The 19216-nt window shown below is 46.5% G+C and carries 13 protein-coding genes and 1 tRNA gene; 9 read left to right on the top strand and 5 right to left on the bottom strand.

Going from position 1 to position 19216, the window contains the following annotated elements:
• Positions 1–342 precede the first annotated feature (342 nt).
• From AC51G0_RS10790 to AC51G0_RS10775, 4 genes are all read left to right on the top strand, one after another.
• Complete coding sequence (locus AC51G0_RS10790) at positions 343–1263, top strand: aromatic alcohol reductase (RefSeq protein ID WP_496298396.1); 921 nt, start codon at positions 343–345, stop codon at positions 1261–1263.
• 89 nt (positions 1264–1352) lie between these two features.
• Positions 1353–2723, top strand: a complete 1371-nt coding sequence (locus AC51G0_RS10785) for a Na+/H+ antiporter NhaC family protein (protein ID WP_496298394.1) — start codon at positions 1353–1355, stop codon at positions 2721–2723.
• A gap of 104 nt (positions 2724–2827) precedes the next feature.
• The gene (locus AC51G0_RS10780) at positions 2828–3703 is read left to right on the top strand and encodes an AraC family transcriptional regulator (RefSeq protein ID WP_496298392.1); all 876 of its coding nucleotides are present in this window, start codon (positions 2828–2830) and stop codon (positions 3701–3703) included.
• 124 nt (positions 3704–3827) lie between these two features.
• Positions 3828–4700, top strand: coding sequence for a nuclear transport factor 2 family protein (locus AC51G0_RS10775; RefSeq protein WP_496298390.1), 873 nt, complete (start codon positions 3828–3830; stop codon positions 4698–4700).
• Positions 4701–4781: 81 nt separating this feature from the next.
• On the opposite strand, the gene AC51G0_RS10770 is transcribed toward AC51G0_RS10775, so the two are convergent.
• Positions 4782–6470: a methyl-accepting chemotaxis protein gene (locus tag AC51G0_RS10770; RefSeq protein WP_496298388.1), complete on the bottom strand. Its 1689-nt coding sequence runs from the start codon at positions 6468–6470 to the stop codon at positions 4782–4784.
• Between the two features lie 496 nt (positions 6471–6966).
• Here AC51G0_RS10770 and astA point away from each other — a divergent pair, with 496 nt between their 5' ends.
• Positions 6967–7983, top strand: a complete 1017-nt coding sequence (gene astA / locus AC51G0_RS10765) for an arginine N-succinyltransferase (RefSeq protein ID WP_496298386.1) — start codon at positions 6967–6969, stop codon at positions 7981–7983.
• A 482-nt stretch (positions 7984–8465) separates the two neighbouring features.
• Entirely contained in the window at positions 8466–10034 is a 1569-nt protein-coding gene (locus AC51G0_RS10760; protein WP_496298384.1) for a hypothetical protein, read from the top strand.
• Between the two features lie 55 nt (positions 10035–10089).
• Here the strand turns inward: AC51G0_RS10760 and AC51G0_RS10755 are convergent, their stop codons facing one another.
• Positions 10090–11748: a putative transporter gene (locus tag AC51G0_RS10755; RefSeq protein WP_496298382.1), complete on the bottom strand. Its 1659-nt coding sequence runs from the start codon at positions 11746–11748 to the stop codon at positions 10090–10092.
• 582 nt (positions 11749–12330) lie between these two features.
• Here AC51G0_RS10755 and AC51G0_RS10750 point away from each other — a divergent pair.
• The gene (locus AC51G0_RS10750; RefSeq protein WP_496298381.1) at positions 12331–12831 is read left to right on the top strand and encodes a prepilin-type N-terminal cleavage/methylation domain-containing protein; all 501 of its coding nucleotides are present in this window, start codon (positions 12331–12333) and stop codon (positions 12829–12831) included.
• 218 nt (positions 12832–13049) lie between these two features.
• Here the strand turns inward: AC51G0_RS10750 and AC51G0_RS10745 are convergent, their stop codons facing one another.
• Complete coding sequence (locus AC51G0_RS10745) at positions 13050–13739, bottom strand: TSCPD domain-containing protein (protein WP_496298380.1); 690 nt, start codon at positions 13737–13739, stop codon at positions 13050–13052.
• A 20-nt stretch (positions 13740–13759) separates the two neighbouring features.
• Positions 13760–15910, bottom strand: coding sequence for an adenosylcobalamin-dependent ribonucleoside-diphosphate reductase (locus AC51G0_RS10740; protein WP_496298379.1), 2151 nt, complete (start codon positions 15908–15910; stop codon positions 13760–13762).
• Positions 15911–16341: 431 nt separating this feature from the next.
• Here AC51G0_RS10740 and AC51G0_RS10735 point away from each other — a divergent pair.
• Positions 16342–16415 (top strand) — tRNA-Cys (locus AC51G0_RS10735).
• A gap of 390 nt (positions 16416–16805) precedes the next feature.
• On the opposite strand, the gene AC51G0_RS10730 is transcribed toward AC51G0_RS10735, so the two are convergent.
• Positions 16806–17426, bottom strand: coding sequence for a thioredoxin domain-containing protein (locus tag AC51G0_RS10730; protein ID WP_496298378.1), 621 nt, complete (start codon positions 17424–17426; stop codon positions 16806–16808).
• Positions 17427–17623: 197 nt separating this feature from the next.
• On the opposite strand from AC51G0_RS10730, the gene yegD reads away from it, so the two are divergent.
• Complete coding sequence (gene yegD / locus AC51G0_RS10725; protein WP_496298376.1) at positions 17624–18976, top strand: molecular chaperone; 1353 nt, start codon at positions 17624–17626, stop codon at positions 18974–18976.
• Positions 18977–19216: the final 240 nt, after the last annotated feature.

Below are 19216 nucleotides of genomic sequence, written 5' to 3'. Positions count from 1 at the left end.
ACAGCCCTATTGGCATAGGCAACCGTATTTTGTAAAGGAAAGTTAAAGGTTGTTTTAATCTTCATATGTAGAGGCTTTGAAGTGAGGTGGGGCATTCGCATAGCTGATGGATGTGGTTCTCACAATACCAATATCCGGGCTTAACCGGGGGAGTTACCATTGGGTGGTGCAAACGCCGGTTCGATATTTACCATTTTAAGGCTTGCTCTGACCATGAAATACAATCTTGGTGCATTTAGTATGGCGACCAAAGAGACAGGCTGGGTATCGCTCAAACGAATCGAACTGATTTGAAGCTCCCTTCCTATCAAATTGCATCTTATGAAGCTGAAGGAGCTTGATATGGAAAAACAACACGTTGCTGTCATTGGTGCCACAGGCCAAATTGGTACACCTTTGACACGAGGTTTACTCTCGTTAGGGCATGATGTCACGATCATTACTCGTAAGGTGCAACAAGATGCAAAGTTGATGGCTTTTGAACAGCTGGGCGCAAAGGTATCAGTGTGTACCGACATGCATGATGTGGAATCGATGGCAAGTCTTCTTCAAGGCGTTGATACCTTAGTTGCCAGTGTCCCTGGCTCAAAATCAATCATTGATCAATCAGAACCTATCTGGTTGAAAGCGGCCTTGAAAGCCGGAGTGAAACGGTTTGTCCCGTCAGAGTTTGGTTGTCATACCCAAGCTCTTGAAATAGGGGATGGTGAAGTGTTTGACAATAAAAAGCGCTTCCACGATCTGTTGATGAGTTCAGGTATTGGCTGGACGCTGTTTTACAATGGCGGCATATTTGACTATTTCCTGCCGAACCTGCGATTTTTCCGCAAAATTACCACCTTTGGCGATCTTGAACTGCCAATCTATACCCATGATATTGATGACATTGGTTACCTTGCGGCGATGGCGGTGACCGATGAGCGCACTCTGAACAAGTGTGTTCAAGTTGACTACAATGCCCTTTCTCAACACGAGATGCTGGCCCAGCTCAAGCGGAACTGGCCTGACTATCCGTTTGAGTATGAACACTTCTCTTCAGAGTACATTACAGCCATGAAAGACAGTGCGGGCGACGAGGTAACAGCGAAGAAAGGGGCGGAAACAGACAAAGAGCGCTGGGGAATAAACTACGCCATTTATGTCATTGGTAAACTCGCTGCATTTAACGAGCAAACCTTGCGTACTAGTGATCTATATCCTGATTATGTTTGCAAGCGGCCAGAAGACGTATTGAACGACGCCAAATTTGTTTTCGAGGGCTGATCCTCCAACTCAAGTTGATGATGAAGAGATAACTTCCGGGTTATCTCTTTTTGTTTGTTGCCTCAGGCTTATTCTGGACAGATCGTGTTATGGACTCTTGGCTGACCTTATTACCTCCATGTTTATCAATATTGCTTGCGATCACTACCCGGCAAGTTTACGTAGCAATTTTTGCCGGAATTATGGCTGGCTCAATCATACTCTCGCAGAATGCGTTAAATGGAATGGCTGATAGCTTCAATGCGATAGCCGAAACATTTCAGTCGCCGAGCTCGGTGAAAAGCCTGATTTTTATCTTGATGATCGGTGCAATTATCAACGTGATGCAAAAATCCGGTGGGGTAGAGGCGCTTATTTGCCAACTTTCCCAGCAACGGAATATTGTGAAATCAAAGGTGAGTGCGCAGCTAGTCACATTCGGCTTTGGTTTTTTAATGTGCCTGGAAGGCGTTGGCTCGATGATGTTAGTTGGTGTGGTTGGCAGGCCGCTGTTCAAGAAATTCGATATCTCCAGTGAAAGGCTGGCATTGGTGGCAAACTGCACTGGCTCTCCTTTGGCCTGGCTGATGCCTTTTAGTGGCGCTGGTGTGTTCCTGACCAGCTTGATTGCATCAGAGGTTGAGAGCGGCACTCTGTCTGAGCAGCCAATAAGTTATGTGCTTAATGCCTTGCCGTATCAATTCTATACGATTGTTATACTGGCATTAGTACCGTTATTGGCCTTAAAAAAGAGAGACCGTTTCGCCCAGTTTAGATCCAGAGCGGATAATGAAAGTGTGAACTGCTTGCCTGAAGGTATGCCACAAGCCAGTGCTCTTGGAGTATTAGTGCCAATTTTTACTTTATTATCGTCGATCGGCATCATTACTTACGTCACGGGTAATGGTGATATTTTATCGGGTGATATTAGCTCAGCCGTCTATTTAAGTGGTTTCATTTCGCTCATTGGCTCGGGAGTGTATTTCCGAGTAAGCCAAATTACCATTGGGCAATATATCGATTGGTGTATACAAGGGATGAAAAACATGCTGCCTGCAGCGATTATTCTGACCTTGGCTTTTTCATTGAGCAGGGTGTCCGGTGAGCTTGGAACAGGGAAGTATCTGGCAAGTTTCTTTTCAAGTGAGCTCCCTCTAGGGCTTGCTCCTGTTTCTATATTTGTTATTTGTATACTGATTTCATTTTCGACCGGTAGTTCAGGCGCCACCGTAAGCATCATGACACCGATTGTTATTTCACTGGCTGTTAGTCTCGGTGTGGCTGTTCCGCTGGCCATTGCCGCAATGATATCCGGTGCGGTGTTTGGCGATCAAAGCTCGCCAATTTCTGACTCAGTGATTGTCGCATCATCGGCAGCAGATTGCTCCCCAGAAAGACACTTTGCTACTCAGTTGCCTTACACCTTGGCTGTCGCTTTATTGTCGCTTGCATTCTATCTTGTGGTTGGGTTTTGGGCTTAACTACTCTCGCTGAAACGAGCATCTTGAAGTAGTTTGGGTGTAGAGTATTCAATAGTGCTAAATTAGACATCTAACTAACCAGAATATTGGAATTTTTCGGCTGTATGAATATCCCTGAAGTTGGCTTTAACCATGCAAAAACGGCAAATCGCGAAATTGAGGTTATTGATTTAGAAGATATCTACCAGCGCAAAGACGCCCTTAGCCATACTCCGACCTTGCCGCACCGTGTCAACTTCTACCTTCTCATTCATATTGAAGAAGGGGAAGGGAGCCACTTGATTGATTTTGTTAATTACCCTTATCAACCCGGCGCATTTATATCGGTTCAGAAGAATCAGGTTCATGCATTTGATTTTAGTCATAAGCCGAAAGGGAAAGTTCTGCTGTTTACCCAAGCTTTTATCGATCAGGCGCTGGTGAACATGAGGTTACCAGAGTTTACTCCCACCCACTTAGAGCATTCTTACCAGCCTGTGTTTACGCCTGACTCAGAGGTATTGAGCAGCAGCCAAAAGATCCTCGCTGAGATTGTCAAAGAGCTGGGGCACCGAGAATCCAACCCTCTAATTGTTATGTTCCTATTTTCTTCCTTATCATTAATGCTACGTCGGGCGATGCCTGAAAATCACCATGATAGATTAAACAAAGATCAACTTAGCAAGTTCTCCCGGTTTGTTGATTTGCTGGAGCAAAACTTTCACCGCACCCGTGATGCAACGTATTTTGCAGAGCAAGTACATACCACCTATAAGACGCTAAATCAGATCTGTAAATTGGCGACTAACCAAACGGCCAAGCAACTAATCGATGCCTATACCATTTTGGAAGCAAAAAGGCGGCTGGTTTTAGATGGCCTGCCAACCCAGCAACTGGCCTATGAATTAGGCTTTGAAGATGCCAGCAACTTTGTGAAGTATTTTAAAAAGCATACCCTGATAACACCTTCTCGCTTTCAGAAGCAGTATATCTGCAAATGATCCTTGTACATTATCACCTCTTGGGTATAGAGGTTCGTAATTGACCATTTTTCAGCGGGTACTGACCATGTGACTGTTCCTTGTTTTCATTATTATTTCCTCATTCCAACAAGAGGTAAAAAACATGAAAAAAGGTCTATCTGCCGTATTGGCCACAACAGTCATCTTATGCGCCGCATGCACAAGCCAGATCCCAGCGAAAGAGCAGTCAATGAGCCTATCAAATAAAGACAAAGCGGTTGCGCTGCTCAACAGTATTGAAACGGGCGATCAGCAAGCCATCAGCTATGTCAATCCTGACAAATATACCCAACATAACCTCGCTGTCGGTGACGGTTTGGCGGGGTTTGGCGCGGTACTTCAAGCATTGCCTGAAGGAAGTGCTAAAGTAGACGTCAAGCGCGCGTTTCAAGACGGTGACTATGTATTTACTCATACCGACTATAACTTTTTCGGCCCTAAAGTGGGTTTCGATGTGTTCCGGTTTGAAGATGGTTTGATTGTCGAGCACTGGGATAATTTGGCCGAGAAAACCATGCCGAACCCAAGTGGCCGAACCCAGTTAGATGGCCCGGCTGAAGTTAACGATCTTAACCTGACGGAGCAAAATAAAGCCTTAGTGACTGACTTTGTAAGTACTATCTTAATGAAAGGCGATTTCTCCCAGCTTGGACGTTTCATCGATTCTGGCGAGAAAGATTATCTACAGCATAACTCAGCCATTGCCGACGGCCTTGGCGGGCTGGGGCAAGCACTGGAGCAGATGGCGGCGCAAGGCATCAAGATGGTGTATGACGAAAACCACTTAGTGCTTGGAGAAGGTAATTTTGTATTGAGTATCAGTGAAGGTAGCCTCGGTGGCAAGCATGTGTCTTACTATGATTTATTCCGAGTTGAGAACGGCAAAATCGTTGAGCACTGGGATACGATCGAGCCGATCCCTGGCAAAGATCAGTGGAAAAACAATAATGGGAAGTTTAGGTTTCAAGTTCAGTAGAAACAGATCAGGTTAGTAATAGAAACGGCTACCTTTCCCTAGGTAGCCGTTTGTGCAGTATTGTCTGAGCCGGGGCTTGGATTAGCTGGTTTTAAACTGGCCGACCAGCTGTTTCAGCTCTGTTCCAGCAAGGTTTAGCTCGCTGACGACCTGTTCGGAGTTGCTGCTGGAGTGGATTAGGTCGGTAACGATATCTTGGATAGCCACCATGTTGCGGTTGATTTCATCAGTGACAGAGCTTTGCTCGGTTGCCGCAGTGGCAATCTGGCTGGTCATATCATTAATGGCTTCAACGGCGCCGGTAACTGAAGATAAGCTTTCGGTGATCGAGTTCGCAGCACCAACCGCTTCGCTACAGGTCGACTGGCTATGGCTCATCGATGAAACGGCCTGGGAAACTAAAGAATGAAGTTCATCCAACATTTCTTTAATTTCTTTGGTACTGGATTGAGTGCGGCTGGCTAGCCCACGGACTTCATCGGCAACCACAGCAAAGCCACGGCCTTGTTCTCCGGCCCGTGCCGCTTCGATAGCTGCATTGAGCGCTAGCAAGTTAGTTTGTTCGGCAATTTCACCGATGACTTTCAGCACATTATCGATTTTCTGTGATTGCTGGTTCAACGAGTGGATGTGCTGAGCGGCCTGATCCACCTCATCGACAAGGGCTGTGATAGACACTACAGAGGTATCTACACGCTGCTGGGCAACATGGGAGTCTTCGCTGGCGTTGCTGGTGGCGCTGGATACTTCATTGGCATTCATTGCCACTTCGCTAGCCGCCGAGCTCATTTCGGTTACAGCGGTAACGATTTGCTCCGTTTCGTTATTGTGTTCCTGAAGCTGCTGAGTAAGGCGAATGGTTTGATCATGAATATTGTTGGCTGCGCCACTGACATTGTCAGTAACATCCGAAACCTGGGTGATGATACCTTGCAATTTGGCGACGAAGCGATTGAATGACTCTCCAAGTTGGGCAATTTCATCATGGCCCTGAACATCCAGGCGACGGGTCAAATCACCCTCACCATCAGCAATGTCATTGAGCGTCTTAGCCATATTCTGGACAGGACGGGTCATGCGAGTCGCGATAAACATGATACAAATAATAGAGATGATGCCAAGGATGACTGAGCTTAAGAGAACAAGCTTGAACCGTTCAACCATGCTTGCTTCTGCCTCGTCATGGAAAGAGCTGACCAGGGCATTAATATCATCGATGTAGAGACCGGTGCCGATAAACCACTGGCCGTTATTAACACTGGTCGCATAGCTCAATTTCGGTTGTGGCTGGCCGCCACTGTTTTTCGGGTAGCTATACGAAACAAACCCACCGCCACTCTTCGCAGCTTGGATCAGCTCTTTGATATAGGCGACACCATTGACATCGGTATTGTTTAGGCGATTTTGGTTGTGGTTAGCAGGTGATGTCGCATGCGCCTTGTTGGTTCCTTTCATATCATAAATGAAAAAGTAGCCGGAGCGATCACTGGCAAAGCGAAGCGGGGTGAGTAGCGTTCGGATTTTGTCCAGCGCAACGGTAGGGTCGTTATTGTCGGCAATAACACCGTCAACAGCATGCTTGGCGATTGTAACAGCATCTTTGAGCTGGTTTTTACGTTCGTGGACCAAACGTTCTTTATAGTGGGCGACCTCTTCTTCAACGGCTTGTTCTTCAAGTGTTGCGATAATCCCTATCGCGACACTCATTATGACAAATACTGGCAATAAACTGAGTAACAGTAGCTTGCTCTTCAATTGTAATTTATTCATAACGGCTCGGACTCTTCTACGTTCATATTTATAATAATGTTGGGTTTGCATATTTCCCATAATCTATATCGGCATCGCAGATTAATGCTTTATGGGATGTCGCGGTATTTGGACAGCGAAAAAAAAAAGATTAGCAGAAGCTCGCAAATACCGTGCTTGAAGGGGGAGAAAAGCATAGAAATACCGACACGAAATAAAGAGAGGTTGATTTATGTCACGTAATTAAGGGGGTTTGTATTATAAATGTGCTGGAGATGTAACAAATTTTTATTTTCTGTTCTGTTAATATTTGATGGTTATTGTTGCGGAGGTAGCGAAGCTGCATTGAAATTGGTCTTCTGTTACATTGTGGGCCGTTTGAAGCGGATAAGACAAAAAATTTCGTTCTCCTCAGAGCTTTTCGGCTGTACTTTCTTTAACCGATCTTATCGGTATATCCAGTTATTTATCATATCAGCGGCCAGGAGGCCACTGCCTGCATCAGGAGGGATGTTCGATGCTAGTAATTCGTCCAATCACCGAGGCTGACTATCCGGCGCTTATGCGCTGTGCACATGAGTCTGGTCACGGTTTTACTTCACTTCCGGTAAACGAAGAACTGATACGAGGAAAAATTCACCACTCTGTAGAGAGCTTTAATAAAGAGGTGATCACTCCTGGTACCGAAGGTTACTTGATGGTGGCGGAAGACACTGAAACAGGTGAAGTGGTTGGTACCACAGGTATCGAAGCCGCGGTAGGGCTAGATGTGCCGTTTTATAGCTATCATATCAGTAAAGTAGTGCACGCTTCGCGCAAGTTGGGGGTGCACAATGTGGTTGAGCTCTTAACCTTCGGTAATAACTACACGGGATGTAGTGAAGTGTGCACGTTATTTTTGCGGCCTGAGTGGCGTGAGGGTTCTAATGGGCGTCTGTTGTCAAAATGTCGCTTTTTGATGATGGGAGAGCACCCGCAGCGTTTCTCCAAAACCGTGTTTGCTGAAATGCGGGGGGTGTCGGATGAAGAGGGCCATTCTCCGTTCTGGGAGTGGCTTAAAGAACATTTCTTTTCAATTGATTTTACCCATGCCGATTACCTGGTTGGCGTTGGCCAGAAAGGCTTCATTGCTGATCTTATGCCCAAGCTGCCGATTTATGTCAACTTGCTGAGTAATGAAGCGCAGGAAGTCATTGGCCAGGTGCATGAAAAAACCCGTCCGGCACTTCGTTTGCTGGAGAAAGAAGGTTTTACCAACCGTGGTTATGCCGCTATTTTTGATGCTGGCCCGACAGTAGAGTGTGATGTAGTCAATATTAAATCCATATATCGAGCGTTCCACTGTACAGTTGAGATTGGTGAACATACCAGCTCAGATGAATATTTGATCAGTAATACCGAGTTTCGTAATTTCAGGGCTGTAGCGGGTATGGTGGCTGTTGATGCAGAGCGTAACCGTGCCCGTATTTCAGCTGAAATGGCTGAGGCATTGCAGGTTGCTGATGGTGATAGGATCCGGCTGATAGCGCAATAGTAGAAGACGGTGAATGCCATGTATGTGGCAACACTCTAGATATGCGGAAGCACCTAAGGTTATTAGCCTTAAGTGCTTCTTCTGCCAAAACGATTACAAGAAACCAAAAGATCCCATAATGGTGGATATCATGCCTCCAAACTGATTTAGTTTGAAAAATGTAACGGCTAGATACACCGTTTCGTCAGATAGAACACAAATTGGAAAGTTACTCTTGGCTAAACCGATATCACCGACTTTACTTTTTAGTGATACCTCTTTTCTTAATTAAAATCATCAAGTTAAATTTTGTACTTTAACGATGTAGTAAAAATGACTTGTTAATTTATAAAGTGCTTTAAAATATTGTTTAATGACTCAAAAGAGCAGGAAGCTTTACTTGATAACACAAATGTTATGGATGACAGGTGGTCATTACTTCCATTTTTTATCCCGAGTTCAGGTTAATCATTAAATATTATTATCTGCAGAGAGAACTAAAAATGATTAAAAAAACTGTATTATTCGGCTCAATATTATTACTCACAGCGTGTGATGGATCTGATTCAGACGATACAACTACAAATTCCGCTAGTAACTTGTCATTAGTTCCTACTGAAGCGGTAGTGGTGTCACCGTTTGATGTGACTCAAAATGGAGCTAGTCCAGAGCCATTTTCTGGGATGTTAAAGCGTATCGGTGCCGTATCAACCAAAGCCGCACCTACTTATTCTTGGGCAACATCGCGCATTGATGCGATTTTAAACGGCTCCACCCCCTTAAGAGATGTATTTACTGCCAATCTCTTCTATCGTCAGGGCACCAACGCCGCATGTTACGGGCCAAATCTTTTATATCAAGACCATCCTGATGGATCCGGTGGTAGTGGTCAGCTTCCTGGTGGTGATTTACTGATGTGGTTAGAGGAAGATACCACGGGGCATGCTTGTGCTGCTGCTCAGATGAATTCGCGTCTGGCTGGGACGAGAGATCAGTCGATGGGTGCGTTAATGGTTATTGCCAGCATGGTCGCTACCGCTAATGCTAATAGTATCGCATTGCCCGCAGCGGGATCGAGTATTACATTAACATCAGAAATGAACGCACTATCCGTTCCCAATGTAACCTTTAATAGCGTGACGCTCAGCCAAACATCAACGGATGAGTGGAGCTATGAGGTTGATTTTACTTATACACGTAGTGGTGTAGCCGATAACATTGTCATTGGTTTAGAGCACACCAGCAGTGGCACCAGAAATGAATACAGCGGGGTGCTATTTTATCGAGTTGATGGTGATCAGAGCGACTTCCCCGGAGGCAACTGTACCTCATCAGATCGAACCCTTAATGGTTCATTACGTTATGACCGCAACAGTTTGACTGACATGAATATACAAAGCCGAACTGGGATTTTCTGCGGTAGCGGTGTTAATGGGCTAACCAGCGGAGCCGGTGATGACACCGATAATATGGTTGATGCCTCACTGTATTACGATGCTGGCAGCGCGCCGAATGGGTGGAGCGAAAATTTCAATATTTTTGTTGCTAACTTTGACCCTTCACAATTGTCAGGCCAGTATGCCTATGTTTGGCAAGCAGGCGCAGGGGATAGCCACAGCCGGGTATTTAATGTGGGTATTAATGCTCACTCACCGTTAGATGGTGAGTCATACGCAGGTTATGGGGACCGAGTTGGCAGCAGTGTTGGTGATGTACAAGGTCTGATTTGTAACTGGGCAGGCCCAGGTAATAGCCATACATTGCAAGAACTTGCACAGCGCCAATTCATTACTCAAGATCCAGTAACCGGATTGTTTGATGCATCAATTGGCGCAGGTTCCGCTGATATCACTTATGCACCGACCAACAGTTGTGACTATGACGGCACTGGTAGTTTTATCTATGATGTAGACGCTGATGGCGATCTGAGTGATGAAACACATGCAGCCGTTACCTCTGATTTGATGCAGCCAGTGGATACCGATTTAGATGGTACTGCGACCATTGAAGAGAAAATTACCAGTCGTGGTTATACCTTACCGGTAGCGCCAGGTAATTGGCCTGGACAATAATCGCAATGATGGTTTTGTCATCAAGCCATCACAATTGTGATGGCTTGATGAAGGTTTACATCGCCCAGAGGAGTATAGCGAGTAACTGAGGGGATAAGATCCGCAAACACATCACAAGCGGATAAACGGTGGCATAGGACAGTGCCGACGCACCGCTGGTTGAATGCAGGCTATTAGCGAAGGCTAATGCGGGTGGATCGGTCATAGATCCAGCTAGCATACCGCAAATGGTTAAGTAGTTAAGCTGGCCGAACATCCGAGCAATGACGCCAACGGTGATCAATGGGATCGCGGTGATCAAGATCCCGTAACCCATCCAGCTTAATCCATCGCCATTGACCAAGGTATCGATAAAACCGCCACCTGATTTTAAACCGACCACGGCCAGAAAAAGCACAATACCGATTTCGCGCAGTGCAAGGTTGGCGCTTGGTGGCATGAACCAATATAGTTTGCCGATACTACCGATCCGGGCCAGGATCAGGGCTACAATTAGCGGGCCACCCGCCAAACCGAGCTTGATTGCTGCCGGAAAGCCGGGCAGATAGAAAGGGATCGAGCCTAAAAGCACACCTAAACCAATGCCCACGAATACCGGTAGCATCTGCACTTGCTGGAGTTTCTGGTGGGCGTTACCGACAATGCCACTAACGGCTTCGATTGCTTCTTGGCGACCAACCAGATTGAGAATATCACCAAATTGTAGGGTCGATTGGCTGGTTGGGACCAGCTCTACACCTGCACGGTTCAAACGTGAAACAACGACGTCGTATTTCTCTTTTAAATCCAGATCACGGATCTTTTTGCCGAGTACGATTTCGTTGGTCACAACAAGCCGCTGAACACGTAGCTCTGTCCCACGGGTGGAGAGCGAGGCATCCACTTCTTCACCAATAACCAAGCGTGCTTTTTCGAGCGCACCTTTGTCACCGACTAGGTGCAGTAAGTCATTGCTTTCAATATGGGTATCTTGCTTGGGGACATAAAGCCGATTGTCACGTTTTAGGCGGGAACAAACAATATCGCCTTCGGTGAGTGCTGGCACATCCTTGAGTTGCAAACCGTTGAGGTTGGGGTTTTTGACGGCAACGTTAATAGTGTGGAGGCTTTCTTTCTTATGGCCATTGTGGATTTCAAAATCATCGGCCTCTTTGTCAACATCGACACGAAAGGCCAGACGGAGGATCCACATCGTCAGCAAAATACCGCAGATACCAAAAGGATAGGCAACGGCATAGCCCATCCCGGTGAGATCCAGAACCCCTTCCTGAGCACCAAGTTCAGATAGGATTTGTTGTCCGGCACCGAGTGACGGTGTATTGGTGACCGCACCGGAGAATACACCGAGGATCACGGGCAGGGGAACATCAAATAGCTGGTGCAAAGCAATGGTTACGATGCAGCCGAGTAATACGATTAGAGCTGCAAAACCGTTAAGCTTAAGCCCCGAACTCCTTAGGGAGGCAAAGAAGCCGGGGCCGACTTGTATCCCGATGGTGTAAACAAAGAGAATAAGCCCAAACTCCTGTATAAAGTGCAGGGTATTTGAATCGAGAACGATGCCCCAGGTGCCGGTAAAGTGACCGACGAAAATGCCGCCAAACAGCACCCCCCCGATCCCCAAACCAACGCCGTAGATACGCCAGTTCCCTATCCATAGCCCAAGCACCGCTACCAGCGCAAGAATGCTGATAGAGAGCGCAATGTCACTCATGGTGAGTCTCCTGATTAATGAAAAATCCTTTTCAACCGATGGCAGGTGTTTGACAGCCTGATAGGCGCAACCAAACAAAGATCAGTAACGACATCGGTGTATGTAGTGGCAACAATCCGTCTGGAGCGGCATTGTGACGCCAGGGGTAGGCGAGTGAACTCAGTAAAGACAGATTTCGTATACGGATAACGAAAGGAGTGGTTAGGGAGTTTTGTCTACAGCTGGTGGAATCTTTTAGTATTCAATTGTTTCATACCACATTGAGAAATCGAATTGGGCGCAAAAGCGTTATTAGAATTATCGATGTAGTATGCCCTTTAGGGATGTTGCCTCAACTTGATGAATAGTAATACCTCAAAACAGACAAGGAATTAATGGTCAATATGCAAAAGTGTGCATTACGCTTAAATATAATGGTTGTTCGCTAAGTGTTTGTTAGTCAATGGTAATAATTGTGTGACAAATAAAGAGGGGGGGGAAGAAAACCATACAATGTAACCTTTGCTTTAATATCTAAGATGAAGTCAAATACATGTGACGGATTTTTGACGCGGCATTAATTTTAATAAGACATGTGTTGATATGAAAAATAAAGGCTTCACATTAATCGAGCTAGTAGTAGTGATTGTTATACTTGGCATTCTATCGGTTATTGTTGCTCCCCAGTTTTTGAATCTACAACGTGATGCAAGGGTTGCCGCACTTGATGGGTTCGTTGGAGCTTTCAATGCTGCAAATGAAATAGTGATGGGTAAGGCTGCTATTGCTGGGGTTGAACATGCTTATGATAAGACTGAAGTACCAGATACTGGCATCTTTATTGAGCAAGGGTACATTAACCTGGCGCCAAGCAATATAAAGATGCTGATGGACACCGATGGATACACGGTATTTTATCCACCTAATGTGGGATACAGCGGCTCTGTGTTTGTCTATTTAGGTGAAGAAGTTTCTCAACTATCTTTGCGAACAAAGCCATGTTATTTACATTTTACTAGAAGCATCACTAATGGTGCGACAGTAGGCCAAGCAGGGCAGAAGTATGGCGATCTTAAGGTTTATAAGTTTTACGATGGCTGTTAGACGATTCTATTTTCAGCTTAAAGTGCATAATCAAGGGCCCGTGCGGTGATCTCAAAACGCTTTAGTTGACATCTTTCTTACCAAGATACCGTGAACATGTTGTAGCAAGGCTTTGTGTGCTGAAATGGGTAATAATTGCTCAACAAATGAAAGACATAAAAAAGCTGCCATGAGGCAGCTTTTTTGATCTACGTAACTGGTCTATTGCAGAAAACCAGTTATCCGCACTTAGAATCACCGCAGTTCAGGCAAGTCTGGCAGCCGTCTTTGACGATAACTGCTTTGGTGTGACACTTGTAACAAAGTGTCGCACTTGGCGGGAAGTTGCCAGTGTCTTCGTCTTGAGCTTCAGGTTTGGCTTCCAGTTCAGCTTTTTTTGCATCCAGGAACGCTTTCTGGTGTTCATCGACTTCAGGTTTGCCCAGCATGCCGATTTCAGTCAGGTGCTGCTCAATCACATTACCAATTTCTGCAATCAGAGAAGGTACGTATTTGCCTTTGTTCCAGTAGCCACCGCGAGGGTCGAATACCGAGCGCAGCTCTTCAACCAGGAAGGTACAGTCGCCGCCTTTGCGGAATACCGCAGACATAATGCGGGTCAGGGCAACGATCCACTGGTAGTGCTCAAGGCTTTTTGAGTTGATGAACACTTCAAATGGGCGGCGGACTTCATGCACGGTGCCTTCGTTCAGTACGACATCATTGATGGTAATGAACAGGGAGTGCTCAGAAATATGCTCTGGTGTTTTTAGTTTATACGTTGTACCCAGCAGCTTTTCTGGTCGCGGCATGTCTTCATGCATATGTACAACTTCAACTTCAGGTTTTGCTGGTGCAGCCGGTTGAGCCTCTTGCTCCTGGCTTTTTACTTTGAAACCAACAATTTTGCTGTCAATTTTTTTGACCATAATTTTTTAACCTGTCTACCTTAAAATTTACCGTAGTAACCTTCTTTCAGCGCATCATACAGATTCGCTGCAGTGTGGGTTTCGCCGTCGTATTCGATCTCTTCATTGCCCTTGGCTTCAAAGGTTGTGCCGTCTTCAAGGTTGAACACGTAGGTGGTGTTCTCAAGATCTTGCTCTTTCACCAGTACGCCCTGGAAAACTTCAGGGTTGAAACGGAACGTCGTGCAGCCCTTCAGACCTTTGTCATAGGCATCCATATAGATGTCTTTGAAGTCTTCGAACGGGAAGTCCGTCGGTACGTTCGCTGTTTTTGAGATCGACGAGTCAATCCAGCGCTGCGCAGCAGCCTGTACTTCAACATGCTGGCTTGGGGTAATATCATCGGCGGTGATGAAGTACTCCGGTAGTTTCGATTCTTCGTCAGTGCTGTACGGCATGGCTTTTTCGTTGATCAGCTCGCGGTAGGCCAGCAGTTCAAAGCTATACACATCAACACTTTCTTTAGTTTTTTTGCCCGTCACAATCACGTTACGTGTGTAGTGGTGGGCAAAGCTTGGCTCGATACCGTTACTGGCGTTGTTAGCCAGAGACAGGGAGATAGTTCCTGTCGGGGCGATGGAGCTGTGGTGGGTATAACGCGCACCGTGCTTGGCCAGCTCTTCCACAAGGGCTGGTTCAACTTCAGCGACTTGCTGCATGTAGCGGCTGTATTTCGCGTGTAGTACCTTGCCTTTGACTTTGTCACCAACCTTGATGCCGTCTTTTGCCATTTCCGGTCGCAGGCGCATCATTTTGGCGGTGATTTCAAACTCTTCATCCATCACTGGCGCTACGCCTTTCTCTTTGGCAAGGCTAAGGGCTTCTTTCCAACCAGTGATTGCCATTTCCTGGGCAACTTGCTCAGTGAAGACAACAGATGCCGCACTACCATACTTGTGCTTGAGCATGGTCGTGGTAGAACCCAAACCTAAGAAGCCCATACCGTGGCGACGCTTGTGCTCGATTTCATGTCGCTGCTTTTCAAGCGGCAGCTGGTTGATTTCGACCACGTTATCAAGCATACGGGTGAAGATAGCCACAACTCGGCGGTAGGCATCCCAGTCAAAGTGTGCATTATCAGTAAATGGTTCACGAACAAACTTAGTCAGGTTTACCGAGCCCAGCAAGCATGCGCCATATGGCGGTAGTGGTTGCTCACCACACGGGTTGGTTGCCCGGATTTCTTCACAGAACCAGTTGTTGTTCATCTGGTTAACTTTATCGATCAGGATAAAGCCAGGTTCAGCGTAGTCATAGGTTGACGTCATAATGACGTTCCACAAGTTGCGAGCAGGCATGGTGCGGAATACCTTGCATGCAACACGGCCTTCGCTGTCTTCGATGAGATCTTCTTTTGTCGGCCAGTCAGCCCATACGATAGATTCATCGTTGTTCAAATCCAGCCCGTCCTGTTTGGCTTCTTTCGCCGTCACAGGGAACATCAGCTGCCATTCGCGATCATTCTTGACGGCTTCGATGAACTCTTCGGTGATCAGCAAAGAGAGGTTGAACTGGCGCAGACGGCCATCTTCTCGCTTGGCGCGGATAAAGTCGATGATATCAGGGTGACGGATGTCCATCGTACCCATCTGGGCACCACGACGGCCACCTGCTGACGAGACGGTAAAGCACATCTTGTCATAGATATCCATGAACGATAGCGGGCCAGAGGTGTATGCCCCGGCACCTGAGACGAACGCGCCGCGAGGGCGTAGGGTAGTGAAGTCGTAGCCAATACCACAACCTGCTTTCAGCGTTAGCCCGGCTTCATGAACTTTGCCAAGGATGTCATCCATCGAGTCCTGGATAGTGCCAGAAACGGTACAGTTAATCGTCGACGTAGCGGGCTTGTGTTCAAATGCGCCGGCATTGGAGGTAATGCGACCAGCCGGGATAGCGCCGTTACGAAGTGCCCATAGGAATTCGTTGTACCAGTGTTCTTTGACTTTATCTTTTTCTAAATCAGCTAACGCGCGAGCAACACGTTTGAAGGTATCGTCAAGCGTCACATCAATAGCTTCTCCATGCTTTGATTTAAGACGATATTTGCTGTCCCAGATCTCCATCGAGGTAGACTGGTATGCAATATCGATTGCCTGAGATACTTCAGAAGCTGTTGGGGTTTTCGCCATTATGAATGCACCTTAATGTTTGTCATTTATTCCAGCACGGTTGATATAACTCAGGTTCATAGAAATCTGTTTTATACCCATACCACTGAGTTGAGCGACTACGTGATATGTTGTGGCAAGGCGACAGATCAAACCACTATATATGATGATCTTCAAGTCTTGACAGCCACATTATCTACCCATGTAACTTGCGTGTTAAGGACAAAGATCAACATGTGTGAGAATTGTTTCGTTATGGTGTGAGAAGCACTTCCGCGATGCACGTGCTGGGGGATATGGTACCAACTCGATGGTAGGTTATACGGTCAGGCCGGAGGGGGGTAAATTACAGTAAAAAAGGCTTGTAGTCATAGTCAGGATATGGATAATGCGCTTCGTCTTCAGAGAGTGGTGAGCCCAACACTTTCTAGCATGTTTCCTAGAAACACAAAGGCGCGTTGGCAGAGTGGCTATGCAGCGGATTGCAAATCCGTGGACCTCGGTTCGACTCCGGGACGCGCCTCCATATTTTTTTGATTGTTTCGTTATATCCTCACCATTGCTTCTAACTACCACAATCGCTATTCACCCTAAAATACTCTCGATAATTATTTCCTACGTTTTCAATATTTAGTCTTATACCAAACTGAATAATTATCTGGCCTATCAGTGAGATTGAACAGGCTCAGAGACAAGGCGCTTGATTGCTGTAGTGGCTGAGTCTATCGATACATGAAGTTGCGTTATCACAAGTCGTCAATGGATTTGAAAAGAGAGGTGTAGGGTAGAGGTTGCTTTTCAGCTGGGCTTAAAAAACAGTGCTTTGTTTTAAGATCGCCTAATAACGGCCAAACTAAACAAATGCACTGTTTTGTGACAGAGAGTAATACCACTTTGATAAGTTGGTATAAGCCTGTTACTTAGTGTCTAAGTTTGCAAGATAGCGAATGGTATTGGCCATATCTTCCAGGCTTTCATGCGCGCTGCTCTCAACCAAATACTTACCTTTAACCAAAAACGCTGGAACCGATGAAATCTGGGCATTGGCTACTAGCTGCTCAGCATCGCTTAGCTTCTGATAAACGGTTTTATGCTGTTCTTCTGTCAGTTCATACGGGCTGGCTAAGTTGTACGTTTTGAAGATTTCGGTGAGCTGTGATTTACGCGCCTCTTCAGTGGCGCTGTCATCGGTATCTTGCACGTAGGCGAACAGTGCTTCCATCAGCTCGGGGGCTGGCATGCCTTCGGTTTGAATCGCGGCCGTATAGAAAATATACGCGGCGACCTGAGCACTCTGGTTAAAGGTTACGTGGACTTTATCGATTTCTACACCTGCCATCTTTTTGATTTCAGGCAGCATCATTTCCATGTTGCGGCAATGGCCGCAAGCCAGAGAGAACACTTCAACCACGGGTGAAGTCTGGATGGCTGTTTCAGTGACAACCTTGTACTTGTCACCTTCTTTTGGTGTTGAGGCATCGTTACAGCCAGTGAGAGCAAGTAGGGCAATAAAAAGAGGAATAATGGATTTAAACATGGTTCAGGCACAAAATAATGAAAAATAATGCCTAATTATGGCTGAGTATTGGGGAAATTACGTGGTATTAAATCAAAACTTACATTGATTTACCCTAAAGGAAGAGCTTGATCAATTGATGAATTTTCCGTTTAGGTGATTGAACATTTATGTAATTTCAGTATGATTGCCGGCCTTTTTCTGTGTGGAGGTACGGCATGTACATTGGGTTTGATTACGGAACGGCAAATTGCTCGGTCGCGATGATGGAGCAGGGTAAACCACAGATGTTGTCACTAGAAAGAGGCAATCAGTACATCTCTTCCACACTGTGCGCGCCAACACGTGAAGCGGTCAGCGAGTATCTTTATCGCCACATGGGAGTATCCCCTTCGGATCAGGTTGGTGAACAGGTTCTCCGCCGGGCGATAGCCTTTAACCGTGAAGAAGATATTTTGGTAGAAAAAGGCGACTTGCTGTTTGGCCAGGCGGCACTCGATCTCTACCTCGAAGATCCTGAAGAGGTCTATTACGTTAAGTCGCCAAAATCTTTTCTCGGTGCGAACGGCTTGCGGGATGTTCAAATCAGCTTTTTTGAAGATCTGGTCTGCGCCATGATGACCAACATCAAAACACAGTCAGAATTATCAACGCAGAAGGCGATTAACAGTACGGTGATAGGGCGTCCTGTCAACTTTCAGGGAACAGGTGGGGAAAAGGCCAACCAGCAGGCTGAAATGATCCTGACCCAGGCCGCCAAGCGTGCCGGGTTTAAGGATATCGAGTTTCAGTTTGAGCCCGTTGCTGCTGGGCTAGAGTACGAAAGTACGCTCACCGAGAACAAAACCGTGCTGGTGGTTGATATTGGCGGTGGTACGACAGACTGCTCGATCATCGAAATGGGGCCGGATTGGCGCGGGAAAGCCGATCGCCAGGCAAGCCTGCTGGCTCACAGTGGCCTCCGTGTAGGCGGTAATGATTTAGACATACACCTGGCTTTTCGCCAGCTGATGCCGATGCTTGGCCTTGGCAGCAAAACCCACAAGGGTATTGATATGCCGATTAGCCAGTTCTGGAACCCGATAGCGATCAATAATATCGTCGCTCAAACGGAGTTCTACAGTGCTTCAAATTTCAAAGCGCTTGATCAACTGCGCCGTGATGCCGCAGAGCCGGAGAAACTGCTTCACCTGCTGCGTGTTTACCACGAAACCCTGGGCTATCAGCTGGTCAGAAAGGCCGAAGAGTGCAAGATTGCCCTGTCGGATGCACCTTCATACCGTGTTGAGCTTGATAGCCTGTCTGAGCTACTTGATGTATCTGTCAGTCAGCAAGACATGGCTGCAGCCATTGAGTCACCGAGAGTCAAGATGAGCCAACTGGTGACAGAGGCTATACAGCAAAGCGGCAAGAAACCGGATGTAGTGTATATGACAGGCGGGACGGCACGTTCACCGATCCTGCGTGCTTGCATTGAGCAGCAGCTTCCTGATGTGCCTGTTGTCAGTGGTAGCTACTTTGGCTCGGTAACAGCCGGTTTGGCAAGATGGGCCGAACATTGTTTTGCCTAGCCAGTATCTATCGTTAACAATAAAAGCCCGCTAGAAACGGGCTTTTTATTGTCAGGTTGTTTATACCAAACTGAACAATTATCTGATCCAATCAGAGCGTTACCAGCCGTTTGAGATCAACCCAAATTGATGAAGATATAGTGGTTCTACATCAAAGCAATTTGGAGCAGATATCGGGCGGCTGGTGCGCTCCCTATGGGCGAGTTGCAAAGGCTCTGTGACGGTGTTACTTGATTTTGA

It is taken from the genome of Photobacterium sp. HL06 (genome assembly GCF_059552575.1).
The sequence above is the reverse complement of the archived record's forward strand: the minus strand, read 5'-3'. Positions and strand labels throughout refer to the sequence as shown.